23 protein-coding genes, 1 tRNA gene and 1 other RNA gene are annotated in these 23032 nt (G+C 72.1%); 17 read left to right on the top strand and 8 right to left on the bottom strand.

What is annotated here, in order from left to right; all coding sequences use genetic code 11:
- Positions 1-28: 28 nt before the first annotated feature.
- On the bottom strand, positions 29-337 hold the full coding sequence (locus tag V8J39_RS01070) for an arginine transporter (RefSeq protein WP_336459020.1): 309 nt from the start codon (positions 335-337) through the stop codon (positions 29-31).
- 227 nt (positions 338-564) lie between these two features.
- Entirely contained in the window at positions 565-762 is a 198-nt protein-coding gene (locus V8J39_RS01075) for a heavy-metal-associated domain-containing protein (RefSeq protein ID WP_336459021.1), read from the bottom strand.
- Between the two features lie 119 nt (positions 763-881).
- Between V8J39_RS01075 and lepA the strand changes: the two genes are divergently transcribed.
- The 9 genes from lepA (at position 882) to ribD (ending at position 11405) form a co-directional block, all read left to right on the top strand.
- Entirely contained in the window at positions 882-2681 is a 1800-nt protein-coding gene (gene lepA / locus V8J39_RS01080; RefSeq protein ID WP_336459022.1) for a translation elongation factor 4, read from the top strand.
- 693 nt (positions 2682-3374) lie between these two features.
- Positions 3375-5513, top strand: coding sequence for a DNA primase (gene dnaG / locus V8J39_RS01085; protein WP_336459023.1), 2139 nt, complete (start codon positions 3375-3377; stop codon positions 5511-5513).
- A 295-nt stretch (positions 5514-5808) separates the two neighbouring features.
- On the top strand, positions 5809-7818 hold the full coding sequence (rpoD, locus tag V8J39_RS01090; protein WP_336459024.1) for an RNA polymerase sigma factor RpoD: 2010 nt from the start codon (positions 5809-5811) through the stop codon (positions 7816-7818).
- A 12-nt stretch (positions 7819-7830) separates the two neighbouring features.
- Positions 7831-8190, top strand: a complete 360-nt coding sequence (locus tag V8J39_RS01095; protein WP_336459025.1) for a hypothetical protein — start codon at positions 7831-7833, stop codon at positions 8188-8190.
- Positions 8191-8299: 109 nt separating this feature from the next.
- The gene (locus tag V8J39_RS01100; RefSeq protein ID WP_336459026.1) at positions 8300-8689 is read left to right on the top strand and encodes a hypothetical protein; all 390 of its coding nucleotides are present in this window, start codon (positions 8300-8302) and stop codon (positions 8687-8689) included.
- A gap of 5 nt (positions 8690-8694) precedes the next feature.
- On the top strand, positions 8695-9219 hold the full coding sequence (locus V8J39_RS01105) for a CAP domain-containing protein (RefSeq protein WP_336459027.1): 525 nt from the start codon (positions 8695-8697) through the stop codon (positions 9217-9219).
- Positions 9220-9258: 39 nt separating this feature from the next.
- Complete coding sequence (locus V8J39_RS01110) at positions 9259-9675, top strand: secondary thiamine-phosphate synthase enzyme YjbQ (protein WP_336459028.1); 417 nt, start codon at positions 9259-9261, stop codon at positions 9673-9675.
- Positions 9676-9817: 142 nt separating this feature from the next.
- Positions 9818-10285 (top strand): transcriptional regulator NrdR, encoded by a 468-nt coding sequence (gene nrdR / locus V8J39_RS01115; RefSeq protein WP_336459029.1) that lies wholly within the window; start codon positions 9818-9820, stop codon positions 10283-10285.
- Positions 10286-10337: 52 nt separating this feature from the next.
- Positions 10338-11405 carry a bifunctional diaminohydroxyphosphoribosylaminopyrimidine deaminase/5-amino-6-(5-phosphoribosylamino)uracil reductase RibD gene (gene ribD / locus V8J39_RS01120; RefSeq protein ID WP_442902556.1) on the top strand — a complete coding sequence of 356 codons (1068 nt, stop codon included), beginning with the start codon at positions 10338-10340 and terminating at the stop codon, positions 11403-11405.
- Positions 11406-11427: 22 nt separating this feature from the next.
- On the opposite strand, the gene V8J39_RS01125 is transcribed toward ribD, so the two are convergent.
- The 3 genes from V8J39_RS01125 to V8J39_RS01135 all read right to left on the bottom strand — a co-directional run bounded on the left by V8J39_RS01125 (position 11428) and on the right by V8J39_RS01135 (position 16114).
- A complete protein-coding gene (locus V8J39_RS01125; protein ID WP_442902557.1) occupies positions 11428-13485 on the bottom strand; it encodes a capsular polysaccharide biosynthesis protein in 2058 nt (685 codons plus the stop codon).
- 4 nt (positions 13486-13489) lie between these two features.
- Positions 13490-14644: a polysaccharide biosynthesis/export family protein gene (locus V8J39_RS01130; protein WP_336459032.1), complete on the bottom strand. Its 1155-nt coding sequence runs from the start codon at positions 14642-14644 to the stop codon at positions 13490-13492.
- Between the two features lie 93 nt (positions 14645-14737).
- Positions 14738-16114 (bottom strand): capsule biosynthesis protein, encoded by a 1377-nt coding sequence (locus V8J39_RS01135; RefSeq protein ID WP_336459033.1) that lies wholly within the window; start codon positions 16112-16114, stop codon positions 14738-14740.
- Positions 16115-16392: 278 nt separating this feature from the next.
- On the opposite strand from V8J39_RS01135, the gene V8J39_RS01140 reads away from it, so the two are divergent.
- The 6 genes from V8J39_RS01140 (at position 16393) to V8J39_RS01165 (ending at position 21020) form a co-directional block, all read left to right on the top strand.
- Positions 16393-17025 (top strand): riboflavin synthase, encoded by a 633-nt coding sequence (locus V8J39_RS01140; RefSeq protein WP_336459034.1) that lies wholly within the window; start codon positions 16393-16395, stop codon positions 17023-17025.
- Complete coding sequence (locus tag V8J39_RS01145; RefSeq protein WP_336459035.1) at positions 17022-17594, top strand: hypothetical protein; 573 nt, start codon at positions 17022-17024, stop codon at positions 17592-17594. Before V8J39_RS01140 ends, V8J39_RS01145 begins: the two co-directional genes overlap by 4 nt.
- Before the next feature lie 778 nt (positions 17595-18372).
- On the top strand, positions 18373-19488 hold the full coding sequence (gene ribB / locus V8J39_RS01150) for a 3,4-dihydroxy-2-butanone-4-phosphate synthase (RefSeq protein WP_336459036.1): 1116 nt from the start codon (positions 18373-18375) through the stop codon (positions 19486-19488).
- Positions 19489-19492: 4 nt separating this feature from the next.
- Positions 19493-20005 (top strand): 6,7-dimethyl-8-ribityllumazine synthase, encoded by a 513-nt coding sequence (locus V8J39_RS01155; protein ID WP_336459037.1) that lies wholly within the window; start codon positions 19493-19495, stop codon positions 20003-20005.
- A 40-nt stretch (positions 20006-20045) separates the two neighbouring features.
- Complete coding sequence (gene nusB, locus V8J39_RS01160; protein ID WP_336459038.1) at positions 20046-20537, top strand: transcription antitermination factor NusB; 492 nt, start codon at positions 20046-20048, stop codon at positions 20535-20537.
- 204 nt (positions 20538-20741) lie between these two features.
- Entirely contained in the window at positions 20742-21020 is a 279-nt protein-coding gene (locus tag V8J39_RS01165; RefSeq protein ID WP_336459039.1) for a hypothetical protein, read from the top strand.
- Positions 21021-21151: 131 nt separating this feature from the next.
- Here the strand turns inward: V8J39_RS01165 and ssrS are convergent.
- Positions 21152-21309, bottom strand: a non-coding RNA gene (gene ssrS / locus V8J39_RS01170) — 6S RNA.
- A 316-nt stretch (positions 21310-21625) separates the two neighbouring features.
- Between ssrS and V8J39_RS01175 the strand changes: the two genes are divergently transcribed.
- Positions 21626-22051 carry an MmcB family DNA repair protein gene (locus tag V8J39_RS01175; RefSeq protein ID WP_336460163.1) on the top strand — a complete coding sequence of 142 codons (426 nt, stop codon included), beginning with the start codon at positions 21626-21628 and terminating at the stop codon, positions 22049-22051.
- A gap of 222 nt (positions 22052-22273) precedes the next feature.
- Here the strand turns inward: V8J39_RS01175 and V8J39_RS01180 are convergent, their stop codons facing one another.
- Positions 22274-22510, bottom strand: a complete 237-nt coding sequence (locus V8J39_RS01180) for a DUF6324 family protein (protein WP_336459040.1) — start codon at positions 22508-22510, stop codon at positions 22274-22276.
- A 122-nt stretch (positions 22511-22632) separates the two neighbouring features.
- Here V8J39_RS01180 and V8J39_RS01185 point away from each other — a divergent pair.
- A tRNA-His gene (locus V8J39_RS01185) sits at positions 22633-22709 on the top strand.
- A gap of 189 nt (positions 22710-22898) precedes the next feature.
- On the opposite strand, the gene V8J39_RS01190 is transcribed toward V8J39_RS01185, so the two are convergent.
- Entirely contained in the window at positions 22899-23030 is a 132-nt protein-coding gene (locus V8J39_RS01190) for a hypothetical protein (RefSeq protein ID WP_336459041.1), read from the bottom strand.
- Positions 23031-23032 lie beyond the last annotated feature (2 nt).

Genomic DNA, 23032 nt, shown 5'->3' on the forward strand with positions numbered 1-23032 from the left:
CGCCCCCGGGGGCGCCTGCGGGCGCGCCTCAGCCGGGGCAGCTGGCCTTGGCGCGCTCGATGAAGCCCTCGTAGCGGGTCCAGAACGCCTTGTCGCCGGCGCTGTCGGACATGCGCACCCGTTCGGCGCGGTCGGGCTCGGCGAAGAAGCCCGCGGCGCGGCGCTGGTCGAGGAAGCCCAGCGACTGGTTGGCGGCGCGCTGGGCGCAGCCGCAGCGCTGGGTGCTGGCCGACGAGCGGCCGGCGGCAAGGCAGGCAGAGTTCACGGGCCCCTCGGTCCCCCCGGCGCAGGCGCCGAGCAGTCCGAGAAAGGCCAGAGGGATCAGGCGTCTGGTCATCTTCCGTCCATCGGGTGCAACGGGCGGACTATGGGCGGGGCCCGGCGGGGCCGCAACCGCCGGGCCACCGACGACACGCTCTGTTGCGCGCCCGTCACGCCCGGGTCACGGGCCCGTCATGGGCCCGTCATGACCGCCGCCGCGGCGGGCGACACGAGTGGCATGCCCGGGGGCCGGACGGGCGGCCGCACGGGCCGCGCGATCGGTGGCCGCGTCCCCGCCCGACCTCAGCCGGTCACCTCGGCGGGATAGCCCGCCTCGTCCAGTGCGGCCAGCATCGCCTCGGGGGCGGCGGTGGTGCGGATCTCGACGGTGCGGGCGGCGGGCGTGATCACCACCTTCGCGCCGCCGTCGACGCTGGCGACGGTCTTTTCGACCACGCCGTGGCAGTGGCTGCAGGACATGTCGGGAACGTGCAGGATCATCGCGGATCTCCTTTCCGGTCGGTTGCCCCCAAGATCGGCATCGCGCCGGCAAGATCAAGCCGCGCGGCGGCCTCTCGCGCCCGCTTGACCGGTGCGGCAAACCCGCTCATATGGCGCGCATGACCGAGCTCGCCCAGATCCGCAATTTCTCCATCGTGGCGCATATCGACCACGGCAAATCCACCCTCGCCGACCGCCTGATCCAGATGACGGGGACGGTGGCCGAGCGCGACATGAAGGCGCAGCTGCTCGATTCGATGGATATCGAGCGCGAGCGCGGCATCACCATCAAGGCCAACACCGTGCGGATCGAGTATCCGGCGAAGGACGGCAAGACCTACATCCTGAACCTGATCGACACCCCCGGCCACGTCGACTTCGCCTATGAGGTGTCGCGGTCGATGCGCGCGGTCGAGGGCTCGCTGCTGGTGGTCGACGCGAGCCAGGGTGTCGAGGCGCAGACGCTGGCGAACGTCTATCAGGCGATCGACGCGGGCCACGAGATCGTGCCGGTGCTGAACAAGATCGACCTTCCCGCGGCCGAGCCCGAGCGGGTGAAGGAGCAGATCGAGGACGTGATCGGCATCGACGCGAGCGACGCGGTCCCGATCTCGGCGAAATCCGGCCTTGGCATCCCGGACGTGCTGGAAGCCATCGTCACCCGCCTTCCGGCGCCCAAGGGCGACCGCAACGCGCCGCTGAAGGCGATGCTGGTCGACAGCTGGTACGACCCCTACCTTGGCGTCGTCGTGATGATCCGGGTCATGGACGGCGTGATCCGCCGCAACGACACGATCAAGATGATGCAGACGGGCGCGGTCTACGGCATCGACAAGCTCGCGGTCCTGAAGCCCAAGATGATCGACATCGCCGAGCTGGGCCCCGGCGAGATCGGCGTCTTCACCGCCTCGATCAAGCAGGTGCGCGACACCCGCGTCGGCGACACGATCACGACCGAGAAGAAGGGCACCGACACGCCGCTTCCGGGCTTCAAGCCCGCGCAGCCGGTGGTGTTCTGCGGCCTCTTCCCGGTCGATGCCGCCGATTTCGACGACATGCGCGACGCGATCGAGAAGCTGGCGCTGAACGACGCGTCCTTCAGCTACGAGATGGAGACCTCGGCGGCGCTGGGCTTCGGCTTCCGCTGCGGCTTCCTCGGCCTTCTGCACCTCGAGGTGGTCCGCGACCGGCTCGAGCGGGAATACGATCTGGACCTGATCACCACGGCGCCCTCGGTGGTCTTCAAGCTGCACATGAAGGACGGCGAGGTGCGCGACCTGCACAACCCCGCCGACATGCCCGACCTGACCTACGTCGACCATATCGAAGAGCCGCGGATCAAGGCCACGATCATGGTGCCCGACGAATATCTGGGCGACGTGCTGAAGCTGTGCCAGGACCGGCGCGGGATCCAGATGGACCTGACCTATGCCGGCAGCCGCGCGATGGCGGTCTACGACCTGCCGCTGGCCGAGGTGGTCTTCGACTTCTACGACCGGCTGAAGTCGGTGACCAAGGGCTATGCCTCCTTCGATTACCAGCTGTCGGAATACCGCGAGGACTTCCTCGTGAAGATGCAGATCCTCGTGAACGACGAGCCGGTGGACGCGCTGTCGATGATGGTGCACCGCGACCGGGCCGAGGGCCGGGGCCGCGCGATGTGCGAAAAGCTCAAGGACCTGATCCCGCGGCACATGTTCAAGATCCCGATCCAGGCGGCGATCGGCGGCCGCGTCATCGCGCGCGAGACGCTGTCGGCGATGCGCAAGGACGTGACCGCCAAGTGCTACGGCGGCGACGCCACCCGGAAGAAGAAGCTGCTGGAGAAGCAGAAGGCCGGCAAGAAGCGCATGCGCCAGTTCGGCAAGGTCGAGATCCCGCAGGAGGCCTTCATCTCGGCCCTGAAGATGGACGACTGAGCCTTCGGGCATCTGATGACGGGGGGCGGTGCCGAAGGGCGCCGCCCCTTTCGCATGTCCCTCGGGCCCGCCGCACAGCCCCGCCGGCGCCGGCGGTTCGGTGCCGGGCGCCTGCGCGGCGGTGACGGCGGCGGCGAAGATCAGGCGGGCCGCATCGTGGCCGGGGCCGGGCACGATCGGTTCCGGCTTCGGGTTCGGGTCGGTCGTGGCGCCCGCCGGGCAGGTTCACCGGGCCCGTCGTGGCGCCGAGGCTGCCGTTCGGATCGAACAGCAGGCGCTTGCCGCCGAAGACGGTGCCCGCGGCCAGCACCCTGTCGTCCGGCCTCGGCGGGCCGTCGTCGGTCGGGCTGCAGGTCTGGCCGTCGGCCACCAGCGGCGGCAGCTTCGCCCGGCCACACCCGGCAGCCGATGCCCGACAGCCCGGCCGAACACGGGCCGGGGTCGGGGATGGTGTCCTCGGTGGACGCGTTGCCGTGGTGGACGGTGACATCCCCGTTGTTGCTGGCCGTCGCGCCGGCGACGATGCCACGCGCGGGCGGTCGTCAGGCGTCTCGGGATCCGCGGCCCCGCCTGTGCCCGGGGGGGCGCGGCGGGCGGGGAGGGCGCGGTTATCCACAGGCCTCGCGCGCCGTCCACAGCCGGCGCGCGCCCGGCTTCTGGACAGCCCCCGCCCAAGGCCCGATATTGGCCGCCATGAGTCTGCCCCCCGGTTTCCTCGAAGAGCTTCGCACCCGCATCACGCTGAGCAGCGTGGTCGGCCGCAAGGTCACGTGGGATCGCCGGAAGTCGAACCAGGCCAAGGGCGACTGGTGGGCGCCGTGCCCGTTCCACCAGGAAAAATCCGCGTCTTTCCATGTGGATGACCGCAAGGGCTTCTATTACTGCTTTGGCTGCCACGCCAAGGGCGACGCCGTCACCTTCCTGCGCGAGAGCGAGAACCAGTCCTTCATGGAGGCGGTCGAATCCCTCGCGCGCGAGGCCGGCATGACCATGCCCGCCCGCGATCCCGTGGCCGCCAGGAAGGCCGACCGCCGCAGCCAGCTGGCCGAGGTGATGGAAGAGGCGGTGAAGTGGTACCGGCTGCAGCTGAAGACCGCCTCGGCCGGGCCCGCGCGCGACTATCTCGAGCGGCGCGGCCTCGGCCCCGCCGGGCAGGAGCGCTTCGGCATCGGCTGGGCCCCGGACAACCGGCAGGGCATCCTGCAGGCGCTGACCGCCAAGGGGATCGCGGCCGATCTGATCGTCGCCGCCGGGCTTTGCGCCAAGCCCGAGGACGGCGGCGCGCCCTATGACCGCTTCCGCGGCCGCATCATCTTTCCGATCCGCGACGGGCGGGGGCGGGCGATCAGCCTGGGCGGGCGGTCTATGGACCCGAACGCGCGCGCCAAGTACCTCAACGGCCCCGAGACCGAGCTGTTCGACAAGGGCCGCAATCTCTACAATCAGGAGGCCGCGCGCAACGCGGTGGCGAAGGGCGCGCCCCTGATCGTCACCGAGGGCTACATGGACGTGATCGCGCTGAGCGAGGCGGGCTTCGGCGGCGCCGTCGCCCCCTTGGGGACCGCGATCACCGAGGATCAGCTGCGGCTCTTGTGGCGGATCTCGCCCGAGCCGGTGGTGGCGCTTGACGGCGACAAGGCGGGGGTCCGCGCGGCCGAGCGGCTGATCGACCTTGCGCTGCCGATGCTCGAGGCCGGGAACGCGCTGCGCTTCGCGGTGATGCCGGCGGGCGAGGACCCCGACGACCTGATCCGCGCCCGCGGCGCGCAGGCGATGGCGCAGGTGATCGAGGGCGCGCAGCCGATGGTCGACCTGCTGTGGCGGCGCGAGACCGAAGGCAAGGTCTTCGACAGCCCCGAGCGGCGCGCGGGCCTCGACCGGCGGCTGCGCGAGCTGATCCGCCAGATCCGCGACCCCTCGCTGCGCGGCCATTACGCGGCCGAGATCGCGCGGATGCGCGGCGAGCTGTTCGGCTTCCGCACGCCCGGCGCCGAGATCCTGCGCGCGCCCGCGCCGCCGGCCCATGACGGCTATGACCCGGGCTATGGCGGCGGCTATGCCGAGGATCGGGGCTATGGCGACGACCGCGGCTATGGCGGGGACCGGGGCGGCAGCTACGGCGGTGGCGGCGGCTATGGTGGCGGGGGCGGCGCGCGCCAGGGCGGCTTCCAGCCGCGCCCGCGCCGGCCGTGGCAGCCGGGCGGCCGGTTCGGTGCCCGCCCGGTCGAGATCCAGCCGCTGGCCGGCACCCGCGCCTCGATGCTGGCGGCGGCCGCGGGCGACGAGGAGGGGCTGGTCGAGGACCGGCTGCGCGAGGCGATCATCCTGGCGATCTGCGCCGCCCACCCGGCCTGCATCGTCGCGTTCGAAAGCGATCTCGAACGGATCGAGCTGATCGGCGAGGGCCACGACCGGCTGCGCGGCGCGCTGCTGCGCGAAGCGCGGGGCGGGGACGCGCCGCTGCGCGAGCGGATCGATTCGGCGGCGCGCGCCGTCCTTGAAACGATCGAACAGCTTCCCCATGTTGCGATCGCGCCGCCCGCGAGGGCGGATGCGGACGCGCAATTCGCCAGGGCCTGCCTGTCGGAAGAGCTGGCGAAGCTGGCGGCGCGGCGCGGCGTGCGCGAGGAGATCGCCGATGCGGTGGCCGATCTCGCGGGCTTCGCGGACGAAGGCGTGACCTGGCGGCTGGGAAAGGCCGCCGAGGCACGGCAGCGGGCCGAACGGTCGCGTCTGAACGATTCCTCGGATCTTGGCGAGGATCGCGACGCGCTGACCCGGCAGCTGCAGGACATGATCGACCGCGAGGTCTGGCGAAAGCCCCGCCGCTGACGGCCGCCCCGCCCGGGTGCGCGCACCGTGGGCGGGCGCCTTCGGCACCCCGCGGCACCGGTCGGCGCCGCTTTCCGCGGCAGCACGGTGACACGGGGCATCGACGTCCTATCTGTGACGCGAGGTGCCCTGTGATCCGGCGCCGCGATTCGGTAAAGAGGTCGGATATGATTCGCAGCTGGTCGAATCATGTCCGGTGATCCGGCGGCCCGCCGCTGCCGCCGGAAGATGACGGATGACCCCGCGCGGGGCGCAATGGCCCGAGGGCCCCGCGACGACCCGATGAGGAGTGCCCATGGCTGCCAGAGACGCCGAAGACGTGAAGCACGACGATCAGGATCAGGACCATTCGCTGGACATGAGCCAGGCGGCTGTGAAGCGCATGATCGCGGAAGCGAAAGAGCGCGGCTACATCACCTATGACCAGCTGAACCAGGTCCTTCCGCCCGAGCAGGTCTCGTCCGAGCAGATCGAGGACGTGATGTCGATGCTCTCGGAGATGGGCATCAATGTCATCGAGGATGACGAGGCCGACGATGGCGAGGGCAATGCCAACGCCGCCGCGAACGGGGGCCAGGTGGTCGAGGCCGCCTCGGGCTCGCGCGAGGTCGCGGTCGCGACCACGACCTCCGAGACGCTCGACCGCACCGACGACCCGGTGCGGATGTACCTGCGCGAGATGGGCTCGGTCGAGCTGCTGTCGCGCGAGGGCGAGATCGCCATCGCCAAGCGGATCGAGGCCGGCCGCAACACGATGATCGCGGGGCTGTGCGAAAGCCCGCTGACCTTCCAGGCGATCACGATCTGGCGCGACGAACTTCTGTCCGAAGAGATCCTGCTGCGCGACGTCATCGACCTCGAGACCACGTTCGGGCGCAATCTCGACGGCGAGGGCGAGGACGACATGGAGGAGGCCATCGTCGATGGCGCCGCCGTCTCGCCCGCCCAGCCCAAGCGCCAGGGCGAGCAGGAGCTGGATGCCGACGGCAACCCGATCGCCTCGGACGACGGCGACGAGGATGACGAGGCCTCGGCGATGTCGCTCGCGGCGATGGAAGCCGCGCTGAAGCCCAAGGTGCTCGAGACGCTCGAGATCATCGCCGACAACTACGCGCAACTCGCCGAGATGCAGGATCTGCGGATGTCCGCGACCCTGTCCGAGGGCGCAAGCTTCTCGGTCGCCGACGAGGTCGCCTATCAGAAGCTGCGCGGCGAGATGGTGATGCTGGTGAACGAGCTTCACCTGCACAACAACCGCATCGAGGCGCTGATCGACCAGCTTTACGGCATCAACCGCAAGATCATGTCGATCGACTCGGGCATGGTGAAGCTTGCCGACGCCGCCCGCATCAACCGGCGCGAGTTCATCGACGAGTACCGCGGCTATGAACTCGACCCGACCTGGGTCGACCGGCTGATCGCCAAGGGCGGTCGCGGCTGGCTCGCGCTGTTCGAGAAGAGCCGCGACAAGGTCGACGACCTGCGCGCCGAGATGGCGCAGGTCGGCCAGTATGTCGGCGTCGACATCCAGGAATTCCGCCGGATCGTGAACCAGGTCCAGAAGGGCGAGAAGGAAGCGCGCCAGGCCAAGAAGGAGATGGTCGAGGCCAACCTCCGGCTCGTGATCTCGATCGCGAAGAAGTACACGAACCGCGGCCTGCAGTTCCTTGATCTCATTCAGGAAGGCAACATCGGCCTGATGAAGGCCGTCGACAAGTTCGAGTATCGCCGCGGCTACAAGTTCTCGACCTACGCGACCTGGTGGATCCGCCAGGCGATCACCCGCTCGATCGCCGACCAGGCGCGCACGATCCGCATCCCGGTGCACATGATCGAGACGATCAACAAGCTGGTGCGCACCGGCCGGCAGATGCTGCACGAGATCGGCCGCGAGCCGACGCCGGAAGAACTGGCCGAAAAGCTGCAGATGCCGCTCGAGAAGGTCCGCAAGGTGATGAAGATCGCCAAGGAACCGATCTCGCTGGAAACGCCGATCGGCGACGAGGAAGACAGCCAGCTTGGCGACTTCATCGAGGACAAGAACGCGATCCTGCCGCTGGACAGCGCCATTCAGGAGAACCTGAAGGAAACCACGACCCGCGTTCTGGCCAGCCTCACCCCGCGCGAGGAACGGGTGCTGCGGATGCGCTTCGGCATCGGCATGAACACCGACCACACGCTGGAAGAGGTCGGCCAGCAGTTCTCGGTCACCCGCGAACGGATCCGGCAGATCGAGGCCAAGGCGCTGCGCAAGCTCAAGCACCCGTCGCGGTCGCGCAAGCTGCGCTCGTTCCTCGACCAGTAAGGGCGCGGCACGATGGAGATCTCGGAGCTGCGGGACGCCTGCGTCTCGGACGCCGCCCGCGCGACCTTCGACCGGCTGGTCGAGGGCTTTGCCGCGCGGCCCGACCTGTCGGTCTTCGCGCATGAAAAGGGCTTCCAGTCCGCGCTGCGCATCGAGCGCGGCGAGGACTGGGTCTTTGCCGCCGTGCCGAACGACGACGGCGTGCTGGCCTATGTCCGCAAGCCCGAGCTGCGCCGCGGCACCGTGACGCCCGAGGCGCTGGCCGCGGCCTTCCCGGGCGCGCGCACCGCCAAGTCGGGCGAGGTCATCGTGCTGCTGGCCAGCCCGGACGAGGCCGCGCGCTGGCTGGACGTCGTCGCGGCAGGGGCCTGATCGGGGGGCTTTTCCCCGCGCGCTTCGCACCCTAGATAGCAGGTCGACGGGGCACGGATGGTCCCGCCGTGGCCCGCGGCTGCGCGCGGGCCCCGCGAAGGAGAGTGCCATGCCCCGTATCGTCACCGCCATCGCCGCCCTCGGGCTGGCCGGCCTTTGTGCCACCCCCTCGCTTGCCTGGCTCGCGCCGAACCAGCTGCGCGTCGACGGCCCGGCCGAGGATTTCACCGTCGACTACCGCCCCTCGAACACGATGGACGACTACTGGTGCGCGGCGGGGGAATACACGATCAACCACCTGCACCTGCACCCGACCACCCGGATCTACCGCACCACCGGCTCGAGCCCGCGCGCGATCGGCGAGATGCGGTTCTCGGTGCTGGCCGACCGGGCCTCGGGCGATACCGGCGTGGTCTCGATCGGGCGCGATGACGGCGGCTTCACCGCCGCCCATGCCCAGGCGATGTGCGAGCTGACCTGGCCGCTGCTGATCGACTGATCGCGATGCGTGCCGCCCCCGCCGCCGCCCTTGCCGCCGCGCTGCTCGCGACGCTTTGTGCCGGCGCCGCGCGGGCGGAGGTGGCGACGGCTGCCGCGGGGCTGTCCTGCGGCCCGGGGGCGGTGCTGCGGCTTGACCGGGCAGGCGCGACCGAGGGGCTTGCGCGGCTGAACGCTCTGCGCGCCGGGGCGGGGCTGGCGCCGGTGGCGCTGTCGGCGGTGCTGTCCGAGGCGGCCGAGGGCCATGCCTGCGACATGGTCCGGCGCGGCTATTTCGACCACCGCGCGCCCGAGGGCACCGGGCCGATGGACCGGGTGCTCGCGCGCGGGGCCGACATCTGCTGGGTGGCCGAGAACATCGCCGCGACCACCGCGCCGCAGGACCCGATCGCGCAGGCGCTGGCGATGTGGCGCGGCTCGCCCGGGCATCTGCGCAACATGCTGGCGCCCGAGGCGCGCGGCGTGGGGCTGGCCGCGATCCGGGGCGGCGGCCGCACGGTCTGGGTGATGGTGCTGGGCCGCGGCTGCTGAGGCTTGCCATTCCCGCGGCCGCGTGACCTGATCGGGCCCATGCAGACCACCTTCCAGATCGCGACCCGCGGCCCCGGCAGCTATGAATTCACCGCCGATCTCGTCCGCTGGCTTGCGGGGCACGGCGACGGGCTGCTGACGCTTCTGGTGCGCCATACCTCGTGTTCGCTGCTGATCCAGGAGAATGCCGATCCCGAGGTGCAGACCGACCTGCTGGCCTGGATCTCGCGCACCGTGCCGCCGACGACCGATCCCGCGATGGCCTACCTGACCCATACCTACGAGGGGCCCGACGACATGCCCGCCCATATCCGCGCCGCGCTGCTGCCGGTCAGCCTGTCGATCCCGGTCTCCGGCGGGCGGATGCGGCTGGGCACCTGGCAGGGCGTGTTCCTGTTCGAACATCGCACCGCCCCGCACCGGCGCGAGGTCGCGGCGCATTTCCGCCCCGACTGACGCCGCCCGGGCCGGATTGAGTCCCGCGGGACACAGCGATCGGCCACGACATCTGGTGGGGTGGAAATTCGGCTACCCAACGATTCGCGGTGGCCCTATAGTGCCGGTGAAAACAACGGACCGACCGACGAGGGAGAGGGCCATGCGCTGCCCGTTCTGCGGCAATGTCGACACTCAGGTGAAGGATTCCCGGCCCGCCGAGGATCACGTCGCCATTCGCCGCCGCCGCTTCTGCCCGGCCTGCGGCGGCCGCTTCACCACCTATGAACGCGTGCAGCTGCGCGACCTGATCGTCATCAAGTCCTCGGGCAAGCGCGAGGAATTCGACCGCTCGAAGCTGGAACGCTCGATCCGGATCGCGATGCAGAAGCGCCCGGTCGAGCCCGAGCGCGTCGACCAGATGATCTCGGGCATCGTGCGGCGGCTGGAATCGATGGGCGACACCGACATCCCCTCGAAGGTGATCGGCGAGATCGTGATGGAGACGCTGGCGCGGATCGACACCGTGTCCTACGTGCGCTTCGCCAGCGTCTACAAGAACTTCCGCGATGCCGACGACTTCGACAAGTTCGTGTCCGAGCTGCGTCCCGCCGGCAGCGGCGACGAGTGACCCCGCCGCGAGAGAAGCTGACGCCGTGACTGTCGAGGATGACCGCCGCTTCATGGCGCTGGCGATTTCGCTCGGGCGCCGGGGGCTGGGGCGGACATGGCCCAACCCCGCCGTGGGCTGCGTCATCACCCAGGGCACCCGCATCGTCGGGCGCGGCGCGACCCGGCCGGGCGGGCGGCCCCATGCCGAACGCGTGGCGCTGGAACAGGCCGGCGCCGCCGCACGCGGCGCCACCGCCTATGTCAGCCTCGAGCCTTGCGCCCATCACGGCCGCACCTCGCCCTGCTGCGAGGCGCTGGCGGCGGCGGGCGTCGCCCGCGTCGTCAGCGCGATCGAGGATCCCGATCCGCGCGTCGCGGGCCGCGGCCACGCGATGCTGCGCGCGGCGGGGATCACGCTCGAGGTCGGGCTGATGGCGGACGAGGCCGTCGCGGCGCAGAAGGGCTTCCTGACCCGGATCGGGCAGGGCCGGCCGATGCTGACGCTCAAGCTCGCCACCAGTTTCGACGGCCGCATCGCCACCGGCACCGGCGAAAGCCGCTGGATCACCGGGCCCGGCGCGCGCCACCTGACCCATGCGCTGCGCGCGCGCCACGACGCGATCCTGGTCGGCGCGGGCACGGTGCGGGCGGATGACCCGATGCTGAACGTGCGCGGGCTTGGCGCGGTGAACCAGCCGCTGCGGCTGGTGGCCTCGGCGGCGCTGGACCTGCCGCTGGGGCGGCTCGCGGACAGCGCGCGCACGCTGCCGGTCTGGCTGCTGCACGGGCCCGAGGCGGCCATCGACCGCCGCGCGGCCTGGGCCGAGGCCGGCGCGCGGCTGATCGAGGTGCCGGCGCCGGGCGGGCGGATCGACCCCGCGGCGATGATGGTGCGGCTGGGCGCCGAGGGGCTGACGCGGGTGTTCTGCGAGGGCGGCGGGCAGCTGGCCGCGTCGCTGCTGGCGGCGGGCCTCGTGGACGAGGCGGTGGGCTTCACCGCGGGCCTTGCGCTGGGCGCCGGGGGGCGGGCCGCGATCGGCACGCTGCCGGACGCGGCGCTGGCCGATCACCCCCGCTTCCGGCTGGCCGAGACGCGGGCCGTCGATGGCGACGTCTTCCACCGCTGGGTCCGGGCCTGACGGGCGCCGGGCGCCGGCCGCGCTAGCGCCGCCAGATCCAGGCCTGCGACGCCAGCCGTCCCTGCAGTTTCGCCAGCATCCGGTTCGCCGCGCCCGGATGCGGGATCCGGCCCTCGGCCAGCCGCTCCAGCGCGACCTCGGGCGGGCAGGGCAGGCCCGAGACCGGGTCGTGATAGCGCGGATAGGCGATCAGCGCGGCATGGGCGAAGGCGGCAAGGCCCGGGCGCACCCGCCGCCGCGCCGGCACCGGCCCCAGATCGCGCGTCAGCCCCCAGCCGGCATAGAACGGCGCGCCGAAGCAGGTGACCGGGCAGCCGCGCAGCAGCGCCTCGAACCCCAGCGTCGAGGTCATGGTCCAGACCTCGTCGACCTCGGCCAGCAGGCGGGCGGGATCGGTGCCGGCGACGACGAAATCGGCCAGCGTGAACAGCTCTGTCGGCGCGATCGCCCCGGGGCGCAGCCCCGCCTCGACATCCGGGTGCGGCTTGTAGAGCAGGATCGCGTCGGGGTTGCGGGCGCGGGTCGCGATCAGCAGGTCGCGGTTCGTGCGCACCTCGCCCGCGCCAAGCCGGATCGAGGCGTCGTCCTCGACCTGCCCGGGCACGAGGATCCGGTGCCCGGCCGGCATCTCGGGCAGCGCGCCGCCAAGGTTGTACTTGCTGAGCCCGGCCGCGACGATCCGCGCGACCAGCCGCTCGGCCCGGCGGGTGCCGCCCGCGGGCGGGCCGGCGGCGACCAGCCGTTCAAGATCGCTCTCGCGCGCGGGGTCGTAGTAGATCCCGCTGCGGTCCAGCACCAGCGACAGCGGCGGCACCAGCTCGGCCCCCAGCCCGCGCGACCGCAGGAAGCCGTCCTCGACCCGCGTCACCGGCCCAAGCCCCGGCGGCACCCGCCCGGCCCAGCCGATCAGCCGGCGCCCCTCGGCCGCGGCGCGGGCCTGCGCGGGGGCGGGCGCCTCGGCGAAGACGATGCGCCGCTCGCGGCCCAGCATCTTCTGCAGCGGCCCGCGCTTCCACAGCCGCATCCCCAGCGCGACATGGCCGCGGCCGTCGTCGCGGAAGGCGCGGACCTCGGCCTCGAGCTGGTCGACCGCCTCCTCGAAGCTGGCCAGCCGGTCGCGGCAGCGGTCGTACCAGGTGGGCGCCAGGATCATCGCCGCGGCGAAAAGCTGCGCGCGCGTCAGCTTGCGCTGTCGGCGCCAGACCGGGCGTTCGTCCTCGGTCAGGCCCCAGCCGGCATAGAAGGGCTGGCCGAAGACGCGGGGGCGATGGCCGGCCAGAACCGCCTCGAACCCCAGCTGCGAGCTGACGGTATAGACCGCGACCGCGCCCTCGAGCAGCACCTGCGGCGCGACGGGCCGCGTCTCGAGGCTGACCCGGCCGGTGGCGTGTTCGGGGCCGTAATGGCCGGGGCGGGCGCCCGACTGCGTCTCGGGGTGGGTCTTGATCAGGATCCGGGCGCGGGGGTGTTCCTCCTGCGCGATCAGCAGCATCTCGAGGAAGGTCGTGTCGCGCGCGCCGCCCATCGGGATCGAAGCGTCGCCCGCGGTCTGGTCGACGACCAGAACGTACCCCGGGTCGGGCGGCGGCAGGTCAACGTCGGCGATGTTGTATTTGGACAAGCGCAGCGCCGAGATCCGGTCGATGCCATCGCGCGCGCGTCGCAAAAGGTCTGCATCGTCGAGCGGGTGGTCAAGCAGCAGCCGCTCGAGCGACGAGGGCTGGCGGCTGTCGAAATGCACGCCCCCCTGGTCCGGCGTGCCGGTCGCGTCGAGCATCAGCCCCAAGGGCGGCCCGCCGCCCGCGCGCCCCGGCCGGACCGAGCGCAGGAAGGCGTCCTCGATGCGCAGGAGACCCGCGCCGCTGCGCCGGGCCACGGCCTCGCCGCGATGGGCGAAGGGGCTCTGGCCCCAGACCGCCACAAGATCCGCCGGGCCGGGACGGCCCAGCAGCCCGGGCCGCGGCGCATGGCCGGCAAGGCTGAGGATCCGGCGCAGCACCCGGTCGCGGGCGAAGCCGCCGGTGTAATAGAAAAGCCGCCGGGCGGTGCCGGCGGCTTCGGGATCGGGATCGGCGGGCAGGGTGTCAGCCCCCCGAGAGCGACGACAGCCCGGCGCCGGCCGATTGCACCTGGTTGAGCGAGGCGGCCGAGCCGGTGATCGCCGAGATCGTCTTGGTCCACTGCACGAAGGGCGCCTCGGTCACGTAGACGGTGTCGCCGTCGCGGATCACGAAGTCCCGCGCCAGGAACATGCCCGTGGGCTTGGTCAGGTCGAGGACGTAGACCATGCGCTGGGGCCCGACGAGGTCGGTGCGTCCCAGCACCTGGTTCGCGATCGCCGCCGGTTCGTTGCGCAGCACGAAGACGCCGGTCGGATCGGCGAGGTTGGTGGCCAGGCCCCCGACCTGTGCGATCGCCTCGAGCGCCGAGAGGTCCTGGGTCTCGAACCGGACGCGGCGCTGGCCGGCGGTGGCGCCCAGCGCGGTGAACGCGCGCTGATCCTCCTCGACGACGATGACGTCGCCGGGGCGCAGGCCGATGTCGAGCGAGGGGTTCTTCCACAGGTCGGTCAGCCAGACGGTGCCGGTCTGGTTGCCGCGGGTGACGGTGACCTTGGCGACGTCGGGCTCGATCGCGATGCCGCCGGCGCGCGACAGCATCGACGACAGGGTGCGGGTCGGGCGTTCGATCGGGTAGACGCCCTGGCCCGAGACCGAGCCCATCACCGTCACCGTGGCGCCGTCGCCGGCGACGCGGGTGACCGAAACCTGCGGGTCCGGGGTCTGGGCGTCGAGCTTTTCGGTGATGATCCGGCGCAGGCCCTCGGGCGTGTTGCCGGCGGCCTTGATGCGCCCGGCATAGGGCACGAAGATGAAGCCCTGGCCGTCGACCTGCACCTCGGAGAGCTGCGTCGCGGGCTGGCCGGCGCTGGCCAGCAGCCCCTGGTCGACGTTTTCCCAGATCGTCAGGCCCAGCGTGTCGCCGGGGCGGATGTCGTCCGAGCCGACGACGCCCGCGCGCAGGAAGGCCTGGCTGAAGCCGAGCGCCGGCACCACGCCCGCGGCGCGGTTCACCCGGTCGTTGACCGCGACGACGAAGGCGTCGCCCTGGCGCTGGACGGAACTGGAGTAGATCTCGCGCTTGTTGGGGCCCGTGCGCGGCAGGCCGCACCCGGCCACCACCGCCGCGAGAACAAGCAGGGTCGCTGCGCGCGCCCCGCGGGAAGCCTTTACTGTCACTGCCCGGGCTCCTTTACGGATGCTGCCTCGATGTCTTTTTTCTTGGCTTTTTCCGGCAAGGGTACGGAATCCGAAGTCAAAATGCCAGTGGCATCATTGCACGACGACCAATTGTTGCCGAGGTGCCGCAACGCCCTCGGCCAGGGCGTCATAGGGGTCCTCGGCCGCCAGCATCATGTCGATGACCTGGCGCAGCGCGTGGCGCCGGCCGCGGGCCGAGTAGAAGCCGCCGGGCACCTGGCTGGTTTCCAGCAGGTAGTGGCGATAGTCGCGGTAGGCGCGGCTGTCGGGGCGGCGGGGGCGGGCGAAGAAGTCGGGCAGCGGCTGCGGCGAGCAGAACTCGGGCTGGGAATAGACCGCCGCGCCGAAGACCTTCAGCGGCAGCCCGCGCCACAGCACCTGCTGCGCCGCGGTCGAGTTCACCGTCACCGCCGAGCGGGCGCCGTTCAGCAGACCCGCCAGCTTGCCGCCGCGCACGTAGTGCACCCGGTCGGCGACGCCGTGCCGCGCGGCCAGCCGGCGGATGTCGGCGCGGATCGGGCTGCGCCCGTCCTCGAGCGGATGGGCCTTGAACACCAGGTGGTGGTGGCGCGGCGCCCCCTCGGCGAAGCCCTGCAGGCAGGTGTCGATGAATTCGGTCATCGTGGCGAAGGGCCCGTGCATCCGGAAGCTCGCATCATGGGCGAGCTGCATCAGCACGAGGTGGTAGGGAAACCCCCCGAGCCGGATCGCGCGGGTGGCCGCGACGCGTTCGAGCGCGTGCACCGGCATCAGCAGCAGCCGCTTCAGGTGCAACCGGAACTCGCCCAGCACCGAGATGCCGCGGTGCGGCCGGAACCCGGCATAGCGGCGGTTCAGCGCCATGACGTAGAAATGGTAGAGCGCGCCGTAGAACACGTGGTGGCGCATGTCGCCCCAGCGCGCGGGCGCGGCCGGCATCTCCATCTCGGAGCGTTCGAGCGCGCGGCGCATGCCCGCGATCGTCATCCCCATCAGCCGCGAATGCCCGTTTGACCCCTCGCGTTCATAGGTGATCCAGTAGGGCCGCAGGTAGCCTTCCTCGAACACGTGCACGGTGACGCCGCGGGCGCGGGCCTCGGCCACCGCCGCGGCATGGACCGGGCGGGTGTCGCCGTACAGCACGATGTCGGTCACCGCCTCGCGGTCGATCAGCGCCGAGAGCGTGTCGCGCCAGTCCTCGGGCGCGCCGGCATAGGCGATATAGCCGGCGCGATCGGACCAGAAGCGTTCGTCGCCGCGGTTGAAGCCCACGCGCAGCACCCGCGCGCCCGACCGGGCCAGCATCCGCCCGACCCGGTCGAAGAACGGCCCGTGCGGCCCCTGCAGGAACAGGAAGCAGCGCAGGCCGGCCGCCGCCGGCCCGCCGGGCGTGCCGCCGCCAGTTACGCCGCCACTGCCGGCGATGCCGATCCTGGGGCTGTCCTGCGGTCCCGCCGGCCCCGGGCTCATGCGCGCGGGCCCCGCGGACGGGGCCGGACGGCGTGGGGGGCGGGGCATGCGGGCACTCAGTCCTCCGGGATGCGGGTGTCGGCCCCATCTAGCCCCGGACCTGGCTAAGGGGCAATGAACCGCGCGGGGCTGCGCCCGTGTTGGGCGCCGATTGCGGCGCCGTCGCGGCAGTTTGCGGGTGATTGCGCGAAGTCCTGCGCCTTGCGCGGGGCGCGGCGCGGGTCTAGCACTTGGCGCCAGACCCGAAGACCCGGACACACCAGCAGAAAGGGGGCCGCATGTTCACCGGCATCGTCAGCGACATGGGCGAGATCCTCGAGCTCGAGCAGCAGGGCGACCTGCGCGCCCGGATCGGCACCGCCTATGACCCGGCCACGATCGACATCGGCGCCTCGATCGCCTGCGACGGCGTCTGCCTGACGGTGATCGCCACGGGGACCGAGACGCCGGCCGGCCCGCGCAACTGGTTCGACGTGCAGATCTCGGCCGAGACGCTGTCGAAGACCAGCCTCGGGGCGAACGGCTGGACGCCGGGCAAGCGCATCAACCTCGAGCGGGCGCTGAAGGTCGGCGACGAGCTGGGCGGCCACATCGTCTCGGGCCATGTCGACGGCGTGGCCGAGATCGTGGCGATCCGCGACGAGGGCGACAGCACCCGGCTGACCTTCCGCGTGCCGGCCGAGCTTGCGGGCTTCATCGCGCCCAAGGGCTCGGTCGCGCTGAACGGCACCTCGCTGACGGTGAACGAGGTCGAGGGCGCGACCTTCGGCGTCAACCTGATCCCGCATACCAAGACCGTCACCACCTGGGGCACCGCGCGCGAGGGCGATCCCGTCAACCTCGAGGTCGACACGCTGGCGCGCTATGTCGCGCGGATGTCGGAATGGTCGGCGGCGGTGGCCAAGGCATGAGCGCGGGGCCGGGGCACAACGGCGGGCCGGCGCTGGCCGCGGGGCGCGGCTGGCGGGCGCATTGCTGGGGCCGGGCGCGGGCCGACCTGCTGCCGACCCTGCCGATCGAGGTGGTGCGGCTGCGGGTGCGCCGCGCGGCCGAGATCGGGCTGGACTACCGCACCTATGCCACGGTGCGCGCGACCACCGGGCATGACATCGTGGCCTTCCTCTATTCGTCGAACGCGCTGCGGCTGTTTCGCGCGGCGCAGGCGCTCGAGGCCGGGCGCGCCGGGGCGCTCGCCGCGCAGCGCGGCGTCGCGCGCCACCTCGCGCAGCAGCCACCGCTGAGCCCCGAGGCGGGGCTGGCGGCGCTGGCGCGGGCGGGGATCGGCTTCGACGGCGCGGGGGCGGCGCCGGGGCTGCTGGGCTGGTCGGCGCTGGGGCAGGCGGTGCGCGCGCTCGCGGGCGGGCGGCCGTCGGACCGGGTGATGCTGGTGGGCGACACCGGGCTCGAGCGCGACTGGGCCGCGGCGGCCCGGCTTGCCGGCTACCTGCCGGCCGAGCGCTTCTTTTCCGCCCCGGGCTGACCCTGCCGCCGGGCAGGCCGGGCGGCCGTCGCACCGACCGCTCCGCCACCGCCGGGCCGGAGGTCGCCCGGCCGACGCACCGCCCGCCGCGCCCGTCAGACGCTGCCCGATGCCGGGCGGCCTCTCCCGCCGCGCGGACCGGCCCGACGCCGAACAGCCCGCTGCCTCCCGGCTGCCGCGCCACCAAACCCGCCGCCGGCGCCCGCGCCACCGGACCGAGGCTCAGACCGCCCCGCGCCCCGCTCCGTCATCTCTCTCAGTGCCGCTAGCCGACACTCAGTCTGCCCCCGCCGCCAAGTGGAGCGCCCGCCGGTCCAACGCCCACACCGCCGCGCAGACCGGCCCGCCGTCGCACCGACCGCTCTGTCGCTGGCACGGCCGACCACGCCGCCCGGCTGATCCCTTTGCCAGCCCTGTGGTTGCCGCTGCCGGCGGGCAGGCACCCCGCGCCGACGAGGAGACCGACCGCTGCGCCTGTCCGGCCGTCGCCGCCACCGGCCCGAGGACCGCACCGCTGTGCAGACTGGTCCGTCGGGGGGCAGATCGCCGGGCTGCGGGCTCCCTGTCCGGACGGCCGCCGGTGTCGCCGGGCGCGCTGGCGGTGGCGTTCGCCCGACCGGACCCGCCGCCGCGGTGGCCAGTGTCCCGCCGCCGGGCGCGGCCGGGGCGGCGATCCGCGCAGGGCGGGCCTGCCGTGGCGCACGCCGGGCCCGGCCCGCGAATCTGGTCATCGCCCGGAAGACGCGCTAAACCCGCCGCGACTGTCCGGAGCCCTGCCATGACCGAACCCGTTCCCGCCACCGCCGCAGACGACCAGCACTACCGCGACGCGATCTCGACCACCGAGGAGATCATCGCCGATGCCCGCGCCGGCCGGATGTTCATCCTCGTCGACCACGAGGACCGCGAGAACGAGGGCGATCTGGTGATCCCGGCCGAGATGGCGAGCGCGGATGTCGTGAACTTCATGGCCACCCACGGCCGCGGCCTGATCTGCCTGCCGATGGAGGGCAAGCGCATCGACGCGCTGAACCTGCCGCTGATGGCCTCGAAGAACTCGTCGCGCCACGAGACCGCCTTCACCGTCTCGATCGAGGCGCGCGAGGGCGTCGATACCGGGATCTCGGCCGCGGACCGGGCGCTGACCATCGCGGTGGCCATCGCCGAGGACACCCAGCCGCAGGACATCGCCACCCCGGGCCACATCTTCCCGCTGCGCGCCCGCGACGGCGGCGTGCTGGTGCGCGCCGGCCATACCGAGGCCGCGGTCGATGTCGCGCGGCTGGCCGGCATGAAGCCCGCCGGCGTGATCTGCGAGATCATGAACGACGACGGCACCATGGCGCGGCTGCCCGACCTGGTGAAATTCGCGCAGAAGCACGGGCTGAAGATCGGCACGATCTCGGACCTGATCGCCTACCGCCGCCGCCACGACAACCTGGTGACCGAGACCGCGGTCAAGCCGGTGCACTCGGCCCATGGCGGCGAGTGGGTGATGCGGATCTTCACCGATGCCACGCAGGGCGCCGAGCAGATCGTGCTGACCAAGGGCGACCTGTCCTCGGCCGAGCCGGTGCTGGTGCGGGTGCACCAGCTCGACCCGCTCGAGGACGTGCTGGGGATCGGCGAGGGCTCGGACCTCGCGGCCGCGATGCGCACCATCGGCGCCGCCGGCCGCGGCGTGATCGTGCTGCTGCGCGACACCACCATGCGCCTCGCGGTCGAGGGCCACGCCAGCCCGCACGTCCTGCGCCAGTACGGCATGGGCGCGCAGATCCTCGCCACGCTCGGGCTCAAGCGCATCACCCTCGTGACCAACAGCACCAAGCCGCGTGTCGTGGGCCTCGAGGGCTACGGGCTCGAGATCACCGGCACCCAACCGATCACGGAGTGACGACATGGCCGCGACCGAACAGCACCACAGCCTTGCCCTGCCGGACTTCGACCGCCCGGTGAAGATCCTCATCGTGGTGGCGCCCTATTACAAGGACATCGCCGACCAGCTGCTGGCCGGCGCCCGCGCCACGGTCGAGGCGGTGGGCGGCAGCCACGACACCGTCGAGGTGCCCGGCGCGCTGGAGATCCCGACCGCGATCGCGATGGCCGCGCGGATGACCGACTACGACGGCTTCGTCGCGCTGGGCTGCGTGATCCGCGGCGAGACGACGCATTACGACACCGTGTGCAACGACAGCTCGCGCGGGCTGACGATGCTGGGCCTGCAGGGCGCCTGCATCGGCAACGCGATCCTGACCGTCGAGACCCGCGCGCAGGCCGAGGTCCGCGCCGAGGCCGCGGGCCAGAACAAGGGCGGCGGCGCGGCGGCTGCGGCCTTGCATCTGGTCGCGCTTTCCCGCAAATGGGCCCGCCGTACCCGGGGCGTGGGCTTCCTCGCATCCGCCGAGAGCTGAGCCCCGCCCCCCGTTCCGCCGTCCAGGCACCGAGGATCCGATGACCGACGAAACCCCGCGTCCGATCAAGCGCACCCAGGAAGAGAAGCGGCAGATGAAATCCGCCGCGCGTCTCTATGCCGTGCAGGCGCTGTTCCAGATGGAGACCTCGGGCCAGACCCCCGAGCGGATCACGCGCGAGTTCGAGACCCATCGCTTCGGCGCGGTCTATGACGAGGACGAGATGGCCGAGGGCGACCCCGACCTGTTCCGCCGCCTCGTCGACGACGCGGTGGTCTGGCAGGCGCGGATCGACCAGATGACCGACCGCGCGCTGGTCGCCAAGTGGCCGATCGACCGCATCGACCCGGTGCTGAGGGCGCTGTTCCGCGCCGCCGGGGCCGAGCTGGTCAACCCCGCGACCCCGCCCAAGGTGGTGATCAACGAGTTCGTCGACGTCGCCCGCGCCTTCTTCCCCGAGGGCAAGGAGCCGAGCTTTGTCAACGCCGTGCTCGACCACATGGCCCGCGAGGCGCGCCCCGAGGCCTTCTGACCGCGACGCCCGGGGGACCGGGGCTGGTCGGGGCCGGGACTGATCCGGGGCGGGGCTGATCCAGGGCGGGTCGGGGCCGGGCGGATGTCGCCGGCGCCCCGATCCGGGCTCTGGCGCGACACCGCGGTCCGGGCCGTGGATATTTTTGCCAATGCGAAAGCCCGTGCGGCTATCCTCGACCCATGGTCCGGGAAAGGCGCAGCGATGCCCGAGCTGATCCGTCTCTACATCCGCAGCGCCGTGATCGGCGTCGCGCTGGCCGCGGTGTTCACCGGACTGCTGCTCGGCTTCGACGTGGCCGGGCTGCGCCACCTCGTGACCTCGGTCGCGGGGGGCGGTCTGGCGGTGGCGATGATGGTGCTGGCCAATGCGGTGGTCTTCGGATCGGTCCAGTTCGCGATCGCGATCCTGCGCGGCGGGCCGCCGCCGGGCCGACCGGGGCGCCCCGGACGCCCCGGACGCGACGATCCCGGTGCGCGCTGAGCCCGCGGCCGGGCGGGAAGCGCCGCTAGCCCAGGCGATCGCTTGGGCGCAGGGCCCTCGGCGGGGCGCGGCGTTCCGCGCGGGGAGGGGCGTCAGACGATCCCGGCCCGAGCGGAGGAAAGGGGAAAGCGGCGGGAACCGCGGCAACCGTGGATGGCGTGATTTCCCGAGAGCCTGGATATACCAGGTGGGCGCCAGGTACCAAGGCCAGGGCCTTGGCAGAGCCAGCTCCCGAGGAAATGCTTATCGGCCACTGGAAAAAAGCCTCTCACGCGAGGGGCAGTACCCGCCGTCGCACAAGATAGGGCCGGGGGGCGGCGGCTGCAAGGGTCCGCGGTGCGACAGGATGAACCCGGCCGGGCCACCGCGCGCCGGCGCTGACCGGCATGTGACTGGACAGGCGTTCGTGGAATGTTCATGCTTGGGCCATGCCCGCCGACAGCCCCCGTCCCAGCCCCTATCCCCCGGCCCCGCAGCACGCCGACGACTGGTCGCAAGATCCCGCCGCCGCGCCCGATGCCGTGCCCGATGCGGGCCCGGCGGCGGCCGGCCCCGGTGCGCCGGTCGCCGGCCTTGCGGGCGCGGCCGCGCCGGCCCGCGCGCCGATGCCCGGCCAGCTGATCGCGCGCGGCACCTGCCGCCACCTTGCGGCGCTGGGCTTCGTCACGGTCGAGGAGCTGGTGCCGGCGCCGGGCCTGCGCGTCGACGTGATGGCGCTGGGGCCGAACGGCGAGATCTGGATCGTCGAATGCAAGTCGGGCCGGGCCGATTACACCTCGGACCGGAAGTGGCAGGGCTATCTCGACTGGGCGGACCGATTCTTCTGGGCGGTCGACGCCGATTTCCCGACCGCGCTGCTGCCGGCCGAGACCGGCCTGATCCTGGCCGACGCCTATGATGCCGAGATCCTGCGCATGGGGCCCGCGACGCCGCTGGCGCCGGCGCGGCGCAAGGCGGTGACGGCGGGATTCGCGCGCCACGCCGCGCGGCGGCTGCAGGCGCTGCGCGATCCGGGCGCCCGTCTGGGCTGAGCATCGGCGCCGCCCTGTGGCGTCCTGTGGCGCGCTTCGGTGAACAGCAACGGCGGCGGGGACGGGCGCGCGGCCTGCGCCCGGACTGTGGTGCGGGTCGCTGCGATGGCGCGCCGGGGGCGCGGTCCGGCGGCCATGGCGACGGGCCGCATCGCGGTGCGGGCGGTCAGTGCGGGGCGGCCGGCGGGATGATGGGCGCGGCGCGCCCGGCGGATCGCGGCGTCAGCGACGGCCCTTGCCGGGCTTGCCGCCCTTGCCCTGCGGCGCGCCGTCGCTGCCCATCTGCCGGGCGGCCTCGGCCGCGGCGCGCAGCTCCTCGGCGATCTCCTCGGCCTCTTCGGGATCGAAATCCAGCGGCAGCTCCAGCCCCTCGGCCTCGACGTAGATTCGCACCATCCCGAGCGTGGTCGGGCCGATCTGCAGATTGGCCGAGATGTCGCTTTCCTTGTCGATGCTCATGGTCGGGTCCTTTCGCGGGGGCGCATCGGCGAGTAGCGCGAAACCCTGCCGCCAAGCAAGCGACAATCGGGTGCCGAGGGGTCTTGCAAACCCCGCGCGCTCCCTGTAGATCGCCCACCAGTGCCGCTTTAGCTCAGTTGGTTAGAGCGCTAGATTGTGGATCTAGAGGTCCCCCGTTCGAGCCGGGGAAGCGGTACCATAACATTTCCCACCAGTTTCAGAGACTTGCGCCATCCGGCGTTCGCGCGTGTCCGTTTGCGGCGCGCGGGGCTTTGTGCCGATGCCGCGCGCCACCGTGCCGCGCCGGGAGGCCGTCGCGCTTTGGTGAAGACCGGACTGGTGGCGCCTTGGGCGGGTACGGCCAGCGTGGCGGCCGGTCAGGGCGGCCTCAGGCCAGCAGCATCGCTGTGCCCGCGGCAAGGGTCACGACAAGCGTCAGGACCATGGCGCAGAAGATCATCGGACAGCAGTCATCGGTCACCACTTCGGCTTCCTCGCCGGCACGCTCGTCAACTCGCATCG

It is taken from the genome of Frigidibacter sp. MR17.24 (assembly GCF_037095655.1).
Taxonomy (GTDB): domain Bacteria; phylum Pseudomonadota; class Alphaproteobacteria; order Rhodobacterales; family Rhodobacteraceae; genus Frigidibacter.